The 15618-nt window shown below is 60.3% G+C and carries 14 protein-coding genes; 1 reads left to right on the top strand and 13 read right to left on the bottom strand.

Annotated features, from left to right (window positions below):
• Nucleotides 1-157: 157 nt before the first annotated feature.
• The 13 genes from ACRRSD_RS00925 to arnB all read right to left on the bottom strand — a co-directional run bounded on the left by ACRRSD_RS00925 (nt 158) and on the right by arnB (nt 14319).
• Nucleotides 158-1309 (bottom strand): acyl-CoA dehydrogenase family protein, encoded by a 1152-nt coding sequence (locus ACRRSD_RS00925; protein ID WP_435036725.1) that lies wholly within the window; start codon nt 1307-1309, stop codon nt 158-160.
• A gap of 3 nt (nt 1310-1312) precedes the next feature.
• Entirely contained in the window at nt 1313-2419 is a 1107-nt protein-coding gene (locus tag ACRRSD_RS00920) for an enoyl-CoA hydratase/isomerase family protein (protein WP_435036724.1), read from the bottom strand.
• A 250-nt stretch (nt 2420-2669) separates the two neighbouring features.
• Nucleotides 2670-3356 carry an HPP family protein gene (locus tag ACRRSD_RS00915; protein ID WP_435036723.1) on the bottom strand — a complete coding sequence of 229 codons (687 nt, stop codon included), beginning with the start codon at nt 3354-3356 and terminating at the stop codon, nt 2670-2672.
• Between the two features lie 157 nt (nt 3357-3513).
• Nucleotides 3514-4692, bottom strand: a complete 1179-nt coding sequence (locus ACRRSD_RS00910; protein ID WP_435036722.1) for an MFS transporter — start codon at nt 4690-4692, stop codon at nt 3514-3516.
• Nucleotides 4693-4891: 199 nt separating this feature from the next.
• Nucleotides 4892-5404 (bottom strand): GNAT family N-acetyltransferase, encoded by a 513-nt coding sequence (locus ACRRSD_RS00905; RefSeq protein ID WP_435036721.1) that lies wholly within the window; start codon nt 5402-5404, stop codon nt 4892-4894.
• 114 nt (nt 5405-5518) lie between these two features.
• Nucleotides 5519-6898, bottom strand: a complete 1380-nt coding sequence (locus ACRRSD_RS00900; RefSeq protein ID WP_435036720.1) for a UDP-glucose dehydrogenase family protein — start codon at nt 6896-6898, stop codon at nt 5519-5521.
• The gene (arnF, locus tag ACRRSD_RS00895) at nt 6895-7299 is read right to left on the bottom strand and encodes a 4-amino-4-deoxy-L-arabinose-phosphoundecaprenol flippase subunit ArnF (RefSeq protein WP_435036719.1); all 405 of its coding nucleotides are present in this window, start codon (nt 7297-7299) and stop codon (nt 6895-6897) included. The genes ACRRSD_RS00900 and arnF overlap by 4 nt, the downstream gene beginning before the upstream one ends.
• Nucleotides 7296-7640, bottom strand: coding sequence for a 4-amino-4-deoxy-L-arabinose-phosphoundecaprenol flippase subunit ArnE (gene arnE / locus ACRRSD_RS00890; RefSeq protein WP_435036718.1), 345 nt, complete (start codon nt 7638-7640; stop codon nt 7296-7298). Before arnE ends, arnF begins: the two co-directional genes overlap by 4 nt.
• A complete protein-coding gene (gene arnT / locus ACRRSD_RS00885) occupies nt 7637-9289 on the bottom strand; it encodes a lipid IV(A) 4-amino-4-deoxy-L-arabinosyltransferase (RefSeq protein ID WP_435036717.1) in 1653 nt (550 codons plus the stop codon). The genes arnE and arnT overlap by 4 nt, the downstream gene beginning before the upstream one ends.
• Nucleotides 9286-10170 carry a 4-deoxy-4-formamido-L-arabinose-phosphoundecaprenol deformylase gene (gene arnD, locus ACRRSD_RS00880; protein ID WP_435036716.1) on the bottom strand — a complete coding sequence of 295 codons (885 nt, stop codon included), beginning with the start codon at nt 10168-10170 and terminating at the stop codon, nt 9286-9288. Before arnD ends, arnT begins: the two co-directional genes overlap by 4 nt.
• Nucleotides 10170-12161: a bifunctional UDP-4-amino-4-deoxy-L-arabinose formyltransferase/UDP-glucuronic acid oxidase ArnA gene (gene arnA / locus ACRRSD_RS00875; RefSeq protein WP_435036715.1), complete on the bottom strand. Its 1992-nt coding sequence runs from the start codon at nt 12159-12161 to the stop codon at nt 10170-10172. Before arnA ends, arnD begins: the two co-directional genes overlap by 1 nt.
• Nucleotides 12158-13174 (bottom strand): undecaprenyl-phosphate 4-deoxy-4-formamido-L-arabinose transferase, encoded by a 1017-nt coding sequence (arnC, locus tag ACRRSD_RS00870; RefSeq protein ID WP_435036714.1) that lies wholly within the window; start codon nt 13172-13174, stop codon nt 12158-12160. Before arnC ends, arnA begins: the two co-directional genes overlap by 4 nt.
• Nucleotides 13171-14319: a UDP-4-amino-4-deoxy-L-arabinose aminotransferase gene (arnB, locus tag ACRRSD_RS00865; protein ID WP_435036713.1), complete on the bottom strand. Its 1149-nt coding sequence runs from the start codon at nt 14317-14319 to the stop codon at nt 13171-13173. The genes arnC and arnB overlap by 4 nt, the downstream gene beginning before the upstream one ends.
• Nucleotides 14320-14766: 447 nt before the next feature.
• Here arnB and ACRRSD_RS00860 point away from each other — a divergent pair, with 447 nt between their 5' ends.
• Nucleotides 14767-15612 carry a site-specific integrase gene (locus tag ACRRSD_RS00860; RefSeq protein ID WP_238704415.1) on the top strand — a complete coding sequence of 282 codons (846 nt, stop codon included), beginning with the start codon at nt 14767-14769 and terminating at the stop codon, nt 15610-15612.
• The last annotated feature ends 6 nt before the right edge of the window (nt 15613-15618 follow it).

Genomic DNA, 15618 nt, shown 5'->3' with positions numbered 1-15618 from the left:
ACTGATTGGGGGATGCTTGAAAAGTACGCCGACCTGATTCTGCTTTAGCGAATCCATAATCGACCCGGTCTTTCAGGTCGATGTATGACGCCAGACACCTCGGTCGGCTCCCTCTCCCACTGGGAGAGGGCTGGGGTGAGGGAAAGGGGCCACACCATTACAACTGATAGTTCTTCAACTCCCGCGCAATCACCATCCGCTGAATCTCGCTCGAGCCTTCATAGATCTGGGTAATCCGCGCATCGCGGTAGTACTTCTCGACCGGATAATCCTCCAGATACCCATACCCGCCATGAATCTGAATTGCCGACGAGCAAACCTTCTCGGCCATTTCCGAGGCAAACAGCTTGGCCTGCGAGGCCTCTGACAAGCACGGCTTACCCGCCGTGCGCAGACGCGCCGCATGCAGGATCATCAGCCGCGCCGCGTTGATCTGCATGTGCATATCGGCCAACAGGTTGGCAATGCTTTGGTGTTCGTTGATCGGTTTGCCGAACTGCATACGATCACGCGAATACACCAGCGCCGCTTCAAACGCCGCACGGGCAATACCCAGAGCCTGAGCGGCGATGCCAATGCGTCCGCCCTCAAGGTTGGACAAGGCGATCGCCAGACCTTTGCCGCGCTCTCCCAACAGATTGGCCTCGGGAATGCTGCAGTTGTTCAGCGTCACCGCGCAGGTGTCGGAGGCGCGGATACCCATTTTGTGCTCAGTACGATCAACGATAAAACCGGCGGTATCGGTCGGCACCAGGAACGCCGAAATGCCTTTCTTGCCCAGGTCCGGATCCGTCACCGCAAACACGATCGCCAACTTCGCCCGTTTACCGTTGCTGACAAATTGCTTGGCGCCGTTGATCACCCATTGGCCGTCACGCAGTTCGGCGCGGGTGCGCAGGTTGTGCGCTTCGGAACCAGCCTGCGGTTCGGTCAGGCAGAAACAGCCGATGGTTTGCCCGCTGGCCAGATCCGCCAGCCAGGTCTGTTTCTGTGCTTCGCTGCCGTAGTTGAGCACCGGGCCGCAGCCGACCGAGTTGTGGATGCTCATGAACGCGCCTGTCGCGCCGTCACCGGCGGAAATCTCTTCCACGGCCAAGGCGTAGGCGACGTAATCGACGTAAGTGCCGCCCCATTCCTCAGGCACTACCATGCCCAGCAGACCTAATTCACCCATCTTCGCCACGAGGGCGTCGTCGATCCAGCCAGCCTTTTCCCAGGCTTGCGCGTGGGGCGCGATTTCGCCACGGGCAAAGTCCCGGGCCATGTCGCGGATCATCACTTGTTCTTCAGTCAGTTCGAGATCGTGCATGGCTCAGCTCCCGCTCTCAGGAAAACCGTGGAAGAAACTCGCGACATGCGCAGCATCCAGCGCAGCGAGGGTCGGCGGGTTCCAGCGAGGTGTCTTGTCTTTATCGATCAGCAGGGCGCGTACGCCTTCGATCAGGTCGCCGCGGGCGAACCACTGGCGATCCAGATGCAGCTCAAGGGCGAAGCAGTGCTCCAGACTAAGATGCCGGCCACGACGGAGCATTTCCAGCGTCACCGCCATGGCCAGCGGCGAGCGGGTTGCCAGCAGGTCAGCGGTAGTGGTCGCCCATTCGTGGCTGTCGGCCACCGTCACCGCGCGCAGTTGCTCGACCATGCTCGGCACATCCGGTAGCGCAAAAAAGTGATCGATGGCCGGGCGCAAAGCCTCAAGCGGCGCATCGGGCAAGGTTTGCACGGCGTGCTTGGCCAGCAGGTTTTGCAGAGCCTTGAGCGGTGTGTCCTGCCATTCCATCTGATCGAGTTTTTCGTCGAGCAGCGCCAGTTTGCTGCTGTCCAGGTACCAGTCGGCGAGGCCGCAATACAGCGCATCGGCGGCACGAATCTGCACGCCACTGACGCCCAGATAAATCCCCAGCTCACCGGGAATGCGCGGCAGGAAATAACTGCCACCGACATCCGGGAAATACCCGATGGCCACTTCCGGCATCGCCAGACGGCTCTTCTCGGTGACCACGCGCAGATCGGCGCCTTGCACCAGACCCATGCCGCCGCCGAGGACAAAACCGTCCATCAATGCGAGCACCGGTTTGCGGTAGTGATGAATCGTCAGGTCGAGGGCGTATTCCTCGACAAAGAAATCTTCGTGCAGCGTGTCGCCGCTTTTGAAACTGTCGTACAGCGAGCGAATGTCGCCACCGGCGCAGAAGGCCTTTTCACCGGCACCGCGCAGGACCACGGCGTGAACATTGGTGTCAGTTGCCCAGGCGTCTAGCTGCTGTTGCAGCAGGCGCACCATGTCGAGGGTAATGGCGTTGAGACCGGCGGGGCGATTGAGGATCAGGTGACCGATATGATTGCGAACCTCGGCCAGCACTTCGTTTTGCGTGGCATCCATGGACGGTGTCCGCGGGGATGAAGCCTGAGCTGTCATCAGTAACTCCCTGCTTTTATTGTCTTTATTCGAGAAACTCGCGCGCGAGCGTTACCGGATCGTAACAGTGCAAATTTGCCGTGTACAACGGGGATATTCGCAGGGGGAGTTTGCGTTTTTACCTTGGTCGAAAATGTACGCGCTCATGTAGGAACTGCCGAAGGCTCGGGCCGCGATCGGACGATCTTTTGATCTTGCCCTCAAACAACAAAATCAAAAGATCGCAGCCTGCGGCAGCTCCTACACGGAGTCAGCGGAAGGTTTGGGTAATGCTGCGGCGCTTGGCGTGCAGTTCGCTGGCGTGGATCAGTTGTTCGAGATCCTCGGGAGTGATGTCGATGAAGGCTTCCATGTCGGCCAACGCGAGTTTGAGGTCTGCGGCGGTGATGGCCTGACTGTCGACGGGCGCAACGATCGGCGCCGGTTCAGCCGGTCGTTTTGGATAACGAATGCGCGTCAGGTTGTTGTAGGCCAAGGCACTGAGCAGCATGCACGCCGCGCCGAGCATCACCGGCTCCATGGCTTTCCAGTCCATGGCGATGGTCGCCGGATCGGCCAGCACCAGCGTCAGTGCCAACGCTCCGGCCGGCGGATGCAGACAACGCAGCCAGCACATCAGAATCAGCGCCATGCCTGCCGCCAGACACGCGCTGCCGAGCGTCCGCCCGAGTACGTGGGCCACCAGCAGTGCGACGACACCGGCACACAAATAACCACCGAGAATCGACCACGGCTGGGCGAGGGCGCCGGAAGACACGGCGAACAGCAACACCGCCGAGGCACCCAATGGCCCGATCAAGTGATAGGCGACGTCATGGCCGAACACCTGCGCGCACAACCACACGGTGAAATATGTGCCCAGCGCCATGCCGATGGCGGCACGGCTCCATTCAGTGGGGCGGGTATTGATAGCGGCGGGCAACCAGCGAGCGAGCATGTGAATCCGATCCTTGCAGCAAATTCGAGGCAAAAAAAAGGACTTGTCCGGCATATCCGGAAAGCCCTCGAAGCGTTCCAACATTGGGGGAGGAACGCGCACAGTGTGCCGATCAATCTCGATGCTGACAAATTCATATTAATGCAGCTTTAGTGCATTATTTTTGAGTTGAAGCGGCTCGACGGCCGCTGACGAAGCACAAATAACCGCCCACAGCCGCCAGTGCGCTCAAGGCATAGAACATGCTCGGCGCCGGCGTGTGCATCAGCAGAAACCCGCACATCACCGGACTCGCCGCACCGCCCAGGGCCGCCAGGTTCTGCGCGCCGTAATAGCTGCCGCGCAATTCTTCGGGAGCCAGAGTGTCGACAAACAGGAAGTCTGCCGGATAGATGATCATCTCGCCCAAGGTGAAGATGAACATCGCCACGCACCAGCCAACCAGGCTGTCGGCAAGACTGAAGCCGATCAGACCGACGATGAACAACGCGGTGCCGCCTGCAATCCAGTGGCGCAGGTGCTCACGGGTGAGTAATCGGCCGACTTGATACTGCAACACAATCACCGTGATCGCGTTGCAGGCGAGCAGGGCGGCCATGGTGTCCAGCGTCTGTTGTTGGGTGTGGGTGACCAGCAGGTATTGCGACAGGTACAGGGTGAAACGCCCGTGTACCAGCGTGCTGAGCAGGCAACCCAAAGTAAACAGGATCATCGTGCGATCGTTTTTCAGGATGATCAGAGTCTTCAGAAAGCTTTGTGGCTGAGCCACGACTGAAACCGGATTCGCTTCGCGGGCGGCTCCGAGCAGCAGAAAAATGCTGCCGAGCGCAATCGCTCCCGCGACGATAAACGGCGCTGACGGCTGAACGCCGGCGATCACCACACCGATCATCGGGCCGACGGCGTAACCGATGTTGGTCAGCGTGTAGTTGAGGGAAAACGCCTTGACGCGTTGGCCCACCGTCAGGTTTTCACTGAGGATGGCTTTGGAGCAGATCAGGAACAGTGCCGACGCCGTTTCGCTGATGATCAGCACCAGCGTGACCAGATACAGATTCTGCGCGAAGGTCAGCAGGATCAGACCGATGCCGCTGGAGAGCATGGTCAGGATCAGCAACTGGCGCTTGTCCAGCCGATCGATGATGTAGCCGCCGTACAACGACAACAGCGTGGCGCTGAACACCGCGATGCCCAACAGCAGACCGACGTCTTGCGGGTTGAGGCCGAGCTTGTTGCTGAGGAACAGGGTCAGCAGCGGGCTGATCAGGGCGCGGCTGATAACGACGGTCAGCGAGCTGATCATCAACCGGCGGATGAGGCGCGAGTAGGTGGCCACGAAGGGTCAATGTCCTTATTTGAGAATGCCTGGCGGGCGTGGGTCATCCTCCCTGCGCATGCCTCATGGGTCAAGCGGCCACACCCACAACCTATGTGGGAGCGAGCTTGCTCGCGAAAGCAGTTTGTCAGTCGCCATCAATGCCACAGACCCACCGCATTCGCGAGCAAGCTCGCTCCCACAGGGGAACTGTGGTGCGTCAGGAAAGGGGCAGGGTCATGGCACAACGGCGGTCAGCAGGAAAGCCGTGGTTGATTTCGGTTTGCAGTGCTTCGCGTAAATGGTGATCAGTTTTTGAAGGAACCAGCTCGACAAACCCCATGCGCTGATAGAACGGCGCATTCCACGGCAGGTCACTAAACGTGGTCAATGTCACGGCGCTCAATTGCCGCTGGCGCGCGTTTTCAATCGCCGCCGAAACCAGCCGTCGACCGATGCCTTGCCCCTGAAAGGCCTGACTGACGGACAACTCCTCGATGTGCAGGTGCTGGTCGATTTCGACTGCGCGAAGAAAACCCGCCAGTTTGGTAGTTTCGGCGACCCATACATTCGCCTCCTCAATAGCCCGCACATGTTGCGCAACCTCCGCCACCTCGGCATCCGCCAGCCAGGCCAATTGCGGGTCAAGACGGAACAGCTCGGCAGCCGAGCGTTCGATGGCAGGGAGTGCCACCGCGTCAGCAGGCCTTGCGGGGCGAATGATAATGTTCATGCAGGAGCTGCCGCCGGTTACGATCTTTTGATCTGGATTGTAAAAAACAAGATCAAAAGATCGCAGCCTTCGGCAGCTCCTACAAGGGGGGCGGTGTACAGAGTGATGGCGTCATCAAGCCACGTCGGACGCGTTCGGCCACTGTTGCAGCGGGATCGGCAATTTGCGCGATTCGCCACGGCCCATCGGGAAGTACTGGAAGCCGTTGCGCGCCAGACGCTCGGCGTCGTACAGGTTGCGGCCGTCGAAGATCACCGGGGTGTTGAGGCGCTGTTTGATCAGGTCAAAGTCCGGGGCCTTGAACTGCTGCCATTCGGTGCAGATGATCAGCGCATCGGCGCCGGGCAACACCGATTCCGGCGTGCCCATCAGCATCAGTTTCGATTCGTCCGGGTAAAGGTTCTGGGTTTCCTGCATGGCTTCCGGGTCGAAGGCGCGCACGCTGGCACCGGCGGCCCACAATTCCTCCAGCAACACGCGGCTCGGCGCGTCGCGCATGTCATCGGTGTTCGGTTTGAACGCCAGACCCCACAGGGCAAAGGTCTTGCCACGCAGATCGCCGCGATAGAAGGCGTTGATGCGCTCGAACAGTTTGTGTTTCTGCCGTTGGTTGATCGCCTCGACCGCTTGCAGCAAGTCGCTGGAGCAATGTGCTTCTTCGGCGCTGTGGATCAACGCGCGCATGTCTTTCGGAAAGCACGAGCCGCCATATCCGCAGCCCGGGTAGATGAAGTGGTAACCGATGCGCGTATCGGCTCCGATGCCCTGGCGCACCGATTCGATGTCGGCGCCGAGGTGCTCGGCGAGTTCGGCGATCTGGTTGATGAAGCTGATCTTGGTCGCCAGCATGCAGTTGGCGGCGTACTTGGTCAGCTCGGCGCTGCGCAGGTCCATGAACATGATGCGGTCATGGTTGCGGTTGAACGGCGAGTACAGATCGCGCATCACGTCGCGTACCTCATCACCTTCGCAACCAATGACAATGCGGTCCGGACGGCGGCAATCGGCAACCGCTGAGCCTTCCTTGAGAAATTCAGGGTTGGAGACGATATCGAACTGCAGCAGTCGACCGACCTTGATCAAGGCTTTTTCAATATGCGTACGCAGGGTGTCGCCAGTACCCACCGGCACCGTGGATTTCTCGACGATGATCAATGGCTGCTCACGATGCCGGGCAATCGCGTCACCGACCGAAAGCACGTAACGCAGATCCGCCGAGCCGTCCTCACGCGACGGCGTACCCACCGCGATAAACGCGACCCGCGCGTGCTGCACCGCGAGCTTTTCATCGGTGGTGAATTGCAGGCGTTTCGAATCCAGCCCTTCGCGCACCAGGCTGGCCAGCCCCGGTTCGAAAATGCTCACGTGACCCTGGCGCAGCAGCTCGACTTTCTTCTGGTCGACGTCCATGCACACGACATCATGGCCGACCTCGGCCAACACAGCCGCTTGCACCAGACCGACGTAACCGCTGCCAAATACTGTGATTTTCATGGAGCACTCCTGAATTCGGGCGCAGGTGCCGGACGAGTGTTGATGGTGATGACCCCGAGCATGACCAGCGCCACGCCCAGCGATTTGGTGAAACTGAAGGATTCGTTGAACAGCGGCAGGCTGGCCGCCAGCAGGTACACCAGCGCATAGCTGATGCTCAGCAGCGAATAGGCGCGGCCCAGCGGCAGGTCGCGCAGAGCCGCGAGCCAGCAGAGCATCGACAGGGCGTAGGCAAAAATCGCCGCAACGACCACGGCCAATGCACGCAGGTCGAGGCTGTCTATGTGCAGCCATTGTTCCGGCACGGGCAGGCGGGTCATGCTCCAGCGCATGCCCAGTTGCGCAGCGCTGACGAGGAACACGCTGCCCAGTGCGAAGGTGATGCCGCGACGTTGATTCATGACTGCTGCCCCAGCAAAACCACGCCGCCGATCACCAGCGCCACGCCGAGCCAATGCTGGCGGTCGATGGGTTCACCGAAGACGAAGCGTGCGATCAGGGTGATCAGCACGAAATTGAGGCTGAGCATCGGGTAGGCGATGCCGACTTCCAGACGCTGCAACACCAGCAGCCAGACCAACAGACCCGAACCGAGGGCAAGCAGGGCCAGCCACAACCACGGCGAACGCAGTTTGTCGGCCCAGCCCGACTCGACGCCACGCCAGCTCTCCACAGCGTACTTCTGCGCAATCTGCCCGAGACAAGTCAGCAGACACGCAGCCAACAGCAGCAACAGGCTCATGACGCCTCCCTGGGCAGGATCATGATCACCAGATTGCCCTGCTCATAACGGACGCCGTCCTTTGGCAATCTGTCGATTTCGTCCAGTTCGTCCTGCCCCTTGACGCGCATCACCACGCCGACTGAACCGCTGCGGCGCGCCTCGCGCATCCACTGTTGCACGTGATCGGGATCGACCCGCTGTTGAATGCCGTCAGGATAGGCAAGGCCATATTTCAATTCGCCTATCGTGTTGTACAACGCCACTTGCGGCGTTTTCAGACGCCAGGCCAGCGCTGAAGCAGCGCCTAGGTCGTTGCTGAGCAGGTGTGTGGTTTGCGAAAGTTCGGTGACGTGATGCTTGATGAACTGATCCGGCATCTTGTTGGCGACCACCGATTTGGGCAGGGCCGCCGGGAGCACCGCGATCAGCAACAGGCTGCCGAACGCCGGCGCCGCCCAGCATTGCAGCGGCAGAAAGGCTTGCAGCAGGTTGGCGATGATCCAGCCGATCAGACCGATGAATACCAGCACCAGGCTGTGCAGTTCGTGGTCGTAGACCGGTTTGGTCAGTTGCAGATAGACCAGCGCGATCAGGGTGACGACGCCCAGCAACAGATTCAGCAAGCCATTGATGCTCAGCGCCCGACCGTGCTCAAGACGCAAGCGGTCGGCCAGCGCACGACCGAGCAGCAACGCTATCGGCAGCAGGCACGGCAGGATGTAGGTCGGCAATTTGCCGTTGCTCAGGCTGAAAAACAGCAGCGGCATCAGCAGCCACAGCAGCAGGAATACGACTTTGGGCTGAGCGCGGCTTTGCCAGGCTTGCCTGAACGCCGTCGGCAGCAATCCCGCCCACGGCAGGCTGAATGCGATCAGCAGCGGCAGATAAAACCACCACGGCGCATCGTGTTGCGCGTCGTCCCCGGCAAAACGGCGAATGTGCTCGTGCCAGAAGAAGAACCGCCAGTAGTCCGGCTCCTGCGCATGCACCGAGAGCACCCACGGCAGGCTGATCAGGATCGCCACGGCAATTGCCACCGGGCCAAACATCAGCAGTTCACGCCAGCGCTTTTGCCAGAGCATCCATGGCAGGGCGATCAACACCGGCAGCAGCCAGGCGAGAAAGCCTTTGGTCATGAAACCCATGCCACACGCCAGCCCCAATACCGCCCAGGCCGCCATGCGCTTGCCGCCGGTTTGAGTGTCGAGGGCAAACCACAGCGCCACCAGACTGAGGTTGACCCAGAAGGTGAATTGCGGATCGAGGTTGGCGTAACCGGCCTGACCGGCAACAATCGTGAAACTCATGTAGAGCAGGGCGCAGACGAAGCTTTTGCGCGGCTCGTTCCATAAGCACCGGGCGATCAGGTAACACAGCAGCACGCTCAGGCCGGTGCTCAGCGCCGACACAAAGCGCACCCCGAACAGGTTCTGCCCGAACAGTTGCTGACCCAGCGCGATCATCCAGTAACCGGCAATCGGCTTCTCGAAGTAGCGCAGGCTCATAAAGTGCGGCGAAACCCAGTTGCCGCTCAGCAGCATGTCCTGACTGATCTGCGCGTAACGGGTTTCGTCGGGAATCCACAAGCCGTGCGCGCCCAGCGGCAGCAGATAGGCCAGCAAGCAAATGACCAGTAACAGCAGTGGCAGCGTCCAGCGTTTAGTCATGCGCCTTGCACTCCCAGCCAGCCTTCACGGCCGTCGAGGGCGCCACGTTGTACGCGACCCACGGGCAAGGTGTTGAAAAACTCGGGCAACAAATCGCCCAGCGGCTTGAAGTCGATGTGGCGCTGGCGTGCCTCGGCCAGCAATTGACGAAAATCCTCAGCCATCAGAATCCCTTCCACTTCGGCGTGAATGGTGTAGACGTTGAGCTGTTGCGGGCGAAAGTGATCGAGGATGAAACTGTTGAAGTCCCGCGCCGCGACGATCGGGCCGACGATTTCGTCGAAGGTCGGCAGGTCCACGGGAATCTGTGGAGTACCCGGCGTACCGTCGGCCAGCAACGGGCGAAACAGGCGTTGCCCACGGCAATCGCTGTTGTAGCGAAAGCCGAAGGCTTGCTTGGCCTCGATCACGCGCTCGTCCGCACGCCAACCGGCAGCGGCCGAGCACTCCACTTTCGCGCCGAGAATGTCGCTCAAGGTGTCGACGCCCTGACGGATCTGCTCGATCAGTTGCGCATTGCTCCAGCGCCCGGCATTGGCCTGCCAGCCGTGGTGATCCCACGCATGCAGGCCAACCTCATGACCGGCATCGCGGGCCTGACGCATCAGGTGCCCGAGATCACGACCAATCGGTTTGCCCGGCCACGCGGTGCCGGCCAGCAGAATGTCCCAGCCGTACAGGCCGGCGGCGTTGGATCGGAGCATTTTCCAGAGGAACTGCGGGCGGATCAGGCGCCACAGATGCCGGCCCATGTTGTCGGGGCCGACACTGAAGAAGAACGTTGCCTTGATCTGCGCCTCGTCGAGCATTTCCAGCAAGCGCGGCACACCTTCACGGGTGCCGCGAAAGGTGTCGACGTCGATGCGTAGACCGGCCTGCATCAATGCTTGTCCGCGATTTCGAGCATCGCTTCACGCAAGAAGAAATCCAGCGTATTGCCGATGGTCTCGCGCATCTCCACGGTCGGCGTCCAGTCGAGCAGGCGTTTGGCGTTGGCGATGCTGGGTTTGCGATGTTCGACGTCCTGATAACCGGCGCCGTAGAACGCCTTGCTTTCCACGTCGCGGAAACCGGCGAACGGCGGGAAGTTGTCGCGCAACGGATGCGCTTCGAACTGACGCAGCAGCTCTTCGCCCAACTGACGGATGCTCGCTTCGTTGTCCGGGTTGCCGATGTTGATGATCTGGCCGTTGCAGACGTCGTTGTCGTTATCGATGATTCGCGCCAGGGCTTCGACACCGTCAGCGATGTCAGTGAAGCAACGCTTCTGCTCACCGCCGTCGAACAGGCGAATCGGCGTGCCTTCGACCAGATTGAGGATCAACTGGGTGATGGCGCGGGAGCTGCCAATACGGGCCGAGTCCAGACGATCAAGGCGCGGGCCCATCCAGTTGAACGGGCGGAACAGGGTGAAATTCAAGCCCTTGGCGCCGTACGCCCAGATCACCCGGTCCAGCAGTTGTTTGGACACCGAGTAGATCCAGCGCTGCTTGTTGATCGGCCCGACCACCAGGTTCGAGGTGTCTTCGTCGAAGTGCTTGTCCTGGCACATGCCATAGACTTCCGAAGTCGACGGGAAGATCACGCGCTTGTTGTACTTGACGCAGTAGCGCACCAGTTTCAGGTTTTCTTCGAAGTCGAGTTCGAACACACGCAGCGGGTTGCGGGTGTATTCGATCGGCGTGGCGATGGCCACCAGCGGCAGGACCACGTCGCATTTCTTGATGTGGTACTCGATCCACTCTGAGTGAATGCTGATATCACCTTCGACGTAGTGGAAGTGCGGATGGCTGCGCAGACGCTCGATGGCGTCGGAGCCGATGTCCAGACCATAGACTTCGTAGCGGTCATCGCGCAGCAGGCGCTCGGACAAGTGATTGCCGATAAAACCGTTGACGCCAAGGATCAGCACGCGAGTGCGACGCGGCGCACGGCCCGATTCAGCGCCGCGCAGCAGCGAGCCGTCGACCAGACCGAGTTCACTGGCCAGTTGCGGGCCGCTGAGGAACAGGCCGTTGTCATTGCGCTGGCCGGAGAGGATCACCAGCGAATCTTCGCCGCAGGCGATGCGCAACGGATCGACACTGATCACGCGGCCCGGCGACTGACCGTCGTTGCCTTTCACGACGTCAGCGCTCCAGACGATGAGTTTGTGCTCGCCGACGGCGCAGAAAGCGCCTGGGTAAGGTTGGGTCACGGCACGCACGAGGTTGAACAGTTGCTCGGCAGGCTGTGCCCAGAGCAGTTTGCCGTCCGCTGCTGTGCGACGACCGAATACAGTGGCTTTCGATTCATCCTGCGCGGTTTCGCTGATCTTGCCTTGCAGTATGGCCGGCAAGGTGTCGCGCAGCAGATCCGTCGCGGTGATGCGCAGCTTGCCGTGCAGGCTCAAAGCGGTGTCGCTGCGCTCGATGGCGACACGCTGCTGGGCAACGATGGCGCCGGCATCGGCACATTTGACCATGCGGTGCAGGGTGACGCCGGTTTCAGTCTCACCGTTGACCAGCACCCAATTGGCCGGCGCGCGGCCACGGTAGCTCGGCAGCAATGAACCGTGCAGGTTGAACGCGCCTTTTTTCGCGGTAGCCAGCAACGATTCGCTCAGCAGGTGGCGGTAGTAGAACGAGAACAGGTAGTCCGGATTCAGTTTGGCAATCCGCTCGATCCACAGTGGGTGATTGACGTCTTCCGGGGCGTGCACCGGGATGCCCTTGGCGGCGCACAGTTGCGCAACCGATCCGTAGAACGCGTTCTCTTTCGGATCATCGGCGTGAGTGAATACCGCGGCAATGTCATAGCCGCTGTCGAGCAGGGTTTGAATGCCGGCGCAGCCGATATCGTGATAAGCGAAGACAACCGTTTTTGCGCTCATGAGAGAACCTGATCATTGGAGGAGGAGAGACCGTCGACGGTGATAGCGCGCGGCGGCATGGCGGGTTGGCCGCGCACGACTTTTTCCACGAAGAAACGCGGGCGGGCGCGCACGTCGCTGTACATGCGCCCCAGGTATTCGCCGAGCAGGCCCATGCCGATGAACTGGCCACCGGTGAACACGAACAGCACCGCGAACAGTACGAACATGCCGTCACCGGCCCAGCCGGCACCGAACACCAGACGCAACACGATCAGTGCGGCGGCAAACAACACGCCGAGCCCGGCCATGGCGAAACCGACAATGCTCAAAAGGCGCAACGGCGTGGTGGTCATGCAGGTGATCAGGTCGAACATCAGGTTGATCAAACGCATCGGGCTGTACTTCGAATCGCCGTGCTCACGCTCGGCGTGGGCGACGACAATCTCAGTGGTGTGGCGGGCGAAGCTGTTGGCCAGAATCGGAATGAACGTGCTGCGTTCACGGCAGGCGAGCATTGCGTCGATGATCGTGCGACGGTAAGCGCGCAGCATGCAGCCGTAGTCGCTCATGGCGACGCCGGTGGAGCGTTGCACGGCGAGGTTGATCAGCTTCGACGGATAGCGGCGCAAGGCCGAATCCTGACGGTTGCCGCGCACGGTGCCGACGACGTCGTAACCCTTTTCGGCTTCGGCAACCAGGCGCGGAATTTCTTCCGGCGGGTTCTGCAGGTCGGCGTCGAGGGTGATCACCACATCGCCTTTGCATTGTTCGAAACCGGCCATGATTGCCGCGTGCTGGCCGTAGTTGCGGTTGAGGATGACCGCCACGAACGGGCTGTCTTCGCGGGTCGCGGCTTCCTCCAGAAGATGGGCGGAATCGTCACGGCTACCGTCGTCCACAAGGACGATTTCATAGTCGTGACGCAGCATCCGGCAGGCCGCTTCAGTGCGGCGCAGCAGTTGCGGCAGGCTGTCCTGTTCGTTGTAGACCGGGATAACGATCGACACACAGCGGATCGGATAGGGTTTCACGGGCGTTTGTCCATAAGGGTGGCGATGGCGCCGACCACGCGGTCAAGGTCCTGATCGCTCATGTCGGGGAACAACGGAATCGAGCACAGCCGCGCCGAGTTCCACTCGGTGTCGGGCAGGTAGAGGTCGGGATCACGCTGGCGGTACCAGGTGTGCAAGTGGGTGGCGATGAAATGGATGCCGGTGCCGATGCCCTGGTCCTGCAAGCCTTTCATAAAGGCTTCGCGGTCGATGCCGCAGCGCTCGCTGTCGATGCGCAGGATGAACAGGTGCCAGGCGTGGGTCTGCGCGTAGGCGGGCACGGCCAGTGGTTGCACCGGCAGGCCTTCGAGTTTTTGCCGGTAGGCGATGGCCAGTTCGGTGCGGCGCGCGTTGATCGCGTCCAGACGCTCCAGTTGCACTAATGCAATCGCGGCGTTGATGTCGGCGAGGTTGTATTTGAAGCCCGGCTCCATCACCTGGGCCTGCGGCTTGCGGCCACCGGTCAGGCGATCATAGGCGTCGACGCCCAGACCGTGGAATTTGAGCATGCGCACGCGGCTGGCCAAGGCTTCGTCGTCGGTGACGAACATCGCGCCTTCGGCACAGGTCATGTTCTTGATCGCGTGGAAGGAGAAAATCGCCGTGCCTTGCGCGCCAACGGGACGGCCCTTGTAGCGGGTGCCGGCAGCGTGAGCGGCGTCTTCGATCACTGCGATGCCGTGCTTGGCGGCCAGCGCGTACAGCGGATCGAGATCGAACGCGGCGCCGGCGTAATGCACCGGGATAATCGCTTTGGTGCGCGGGGTGATCGCGGCTTCGATGCGCGCGGCGTCAGTCATCAAGGTGTCGCGGTCAACATCGACAAACACCGGTTTGGCGCCGAGCAGTGAAATCATGTTGGCGGTCGAGACCCAGGTCTGCGAGGGCGTAATCACCTCATCACCGGGGCCGATGCCCAAGGCCAGTAACGTGATGTGCATACCACCGGTTGCCGAGGAAAGTGCCACTGCATGCTTGCAGCCGACATAGTCGGCAAACTGTTCTTCCAGTGCCTGGCTTTTAGGGCCGGTAGTAATCCAGCCCGAACGCAATACTTGTTCAACCGCGGCTATTTCTTCATCGCCGATACTCGGCCGGGAAAACGGCAGAAACGCTTGACTCATAAGAACCTCGGGGCGACAGCCATCCTTCAGCCGATTGTCTGAAAAACACGGGATTTCAAAGGGTTGAGTTACCGGTCGGGGAATACCTGATTGACTTTCCAGTCCGCGGCCGGCAGGGTTGCAGGCCTTTCGGGGCAACCTGTTGTAACTAAGGTTATGCGCGTTTTTGTCAAAGGAACATGAAAAAACGGTCGGCGATTCGTCTATCTGTAAGCCATACAGCCACCGTTCAGACTTCTTCCGTTTATCGGCTGTTTTAGTAGAAAAGTCATACGGAAGAGTCGCTCTTTATATAAGTTTGTTTGCATTATTAAGTTGTTTTGTTGAACTGTTTTCTATTCAAGGCCGTTTCGTTTGATTGACTTGTCGAGTACTGAATCCACCCCGTCCAACACTAATCCGCTGACGCTTTATCTGGCGCGACTGGCGCCCTCCAGCCAACTGACCATGCGCTATGTCTTGCAGGATGCTGCAGACCGCCTCGGTTTCGAAGACGTGGATATCGAAGAAATCCCCTGGCACGGGCTGCAACCGGAAGACGTCGTGGCGCTGGTCGCCGCGTTGCGCGCCGACGGCTATGCGCCGAATACCTCGTCGCTGTATGTGAATGCCGTGCGCGGCGTGATGAATGAAGCCTGGCGCATGAGCCTGATCAGTCAGGACCATTTGCTGAAGATGCGTTCGGTAAAGGGCATCGCCGGCACGCGCTTGTCGCAGGGGCGCAACTTGAAGCGCACCTTGATCCACGAATTGATGGAAGTCTGTGCCGCCGATCCACGCCCTCAGGGCCTGCGCGACGCGGCGGTGATTGCGTTGTTGTACGGCACCGGCATGCGTAAATCGGAGTCGGTGGACCTGGACTTGAATCAGGTCGACTTTACCGAACGCAGCCTGACCGTCACCGGCAAAGGCAATAAACAACTGATCAAGTACGCTCCGGCCTGGGCGTTCGCCAAACTCGATGCATGGCTGGAACTGCGCCGTTCACAACTCAAGGAAGGCGAGAGTGACGATGCCTTTCTGTTCAATCGCATCCGCCGTGGCAGCCACATCACCCGCGAGCGCATCACCAAACACGCGATCTATTACATCGCCCGCCAGCGTGGCACGCAGGTCGGGGTGAAGATCATGCCTCACGATTTCCGCCGTTCGTTTATCACCCGGGTGATCGAGGAACATGATCTGTCGATTGCGCAGAAACTGGCGCACCACAGCAACATCCAGACCACCGCCAACTACGATGTGCGTGATGACAACGAGCGGCGGCGTGCGGTGGATCGCTTCGATCTGTAGGCCTTG

It is taken from the genome of Pseudomonas neuropathica (genome assembly GCF_051174785.1).
Lineage (GTDB): Bacteria > Pseudomonadota > Gammaproteobacteria > Pseudomonadales > Pseudomonadaceae > Aquipseudomonas > Aquipseudomonas neuropathica_A.
The sequence above is the reverse complement of the archived record's forward strand: the minus strand, read 5'-3'. Positions and strand labels throughout refer to the sequence as shown.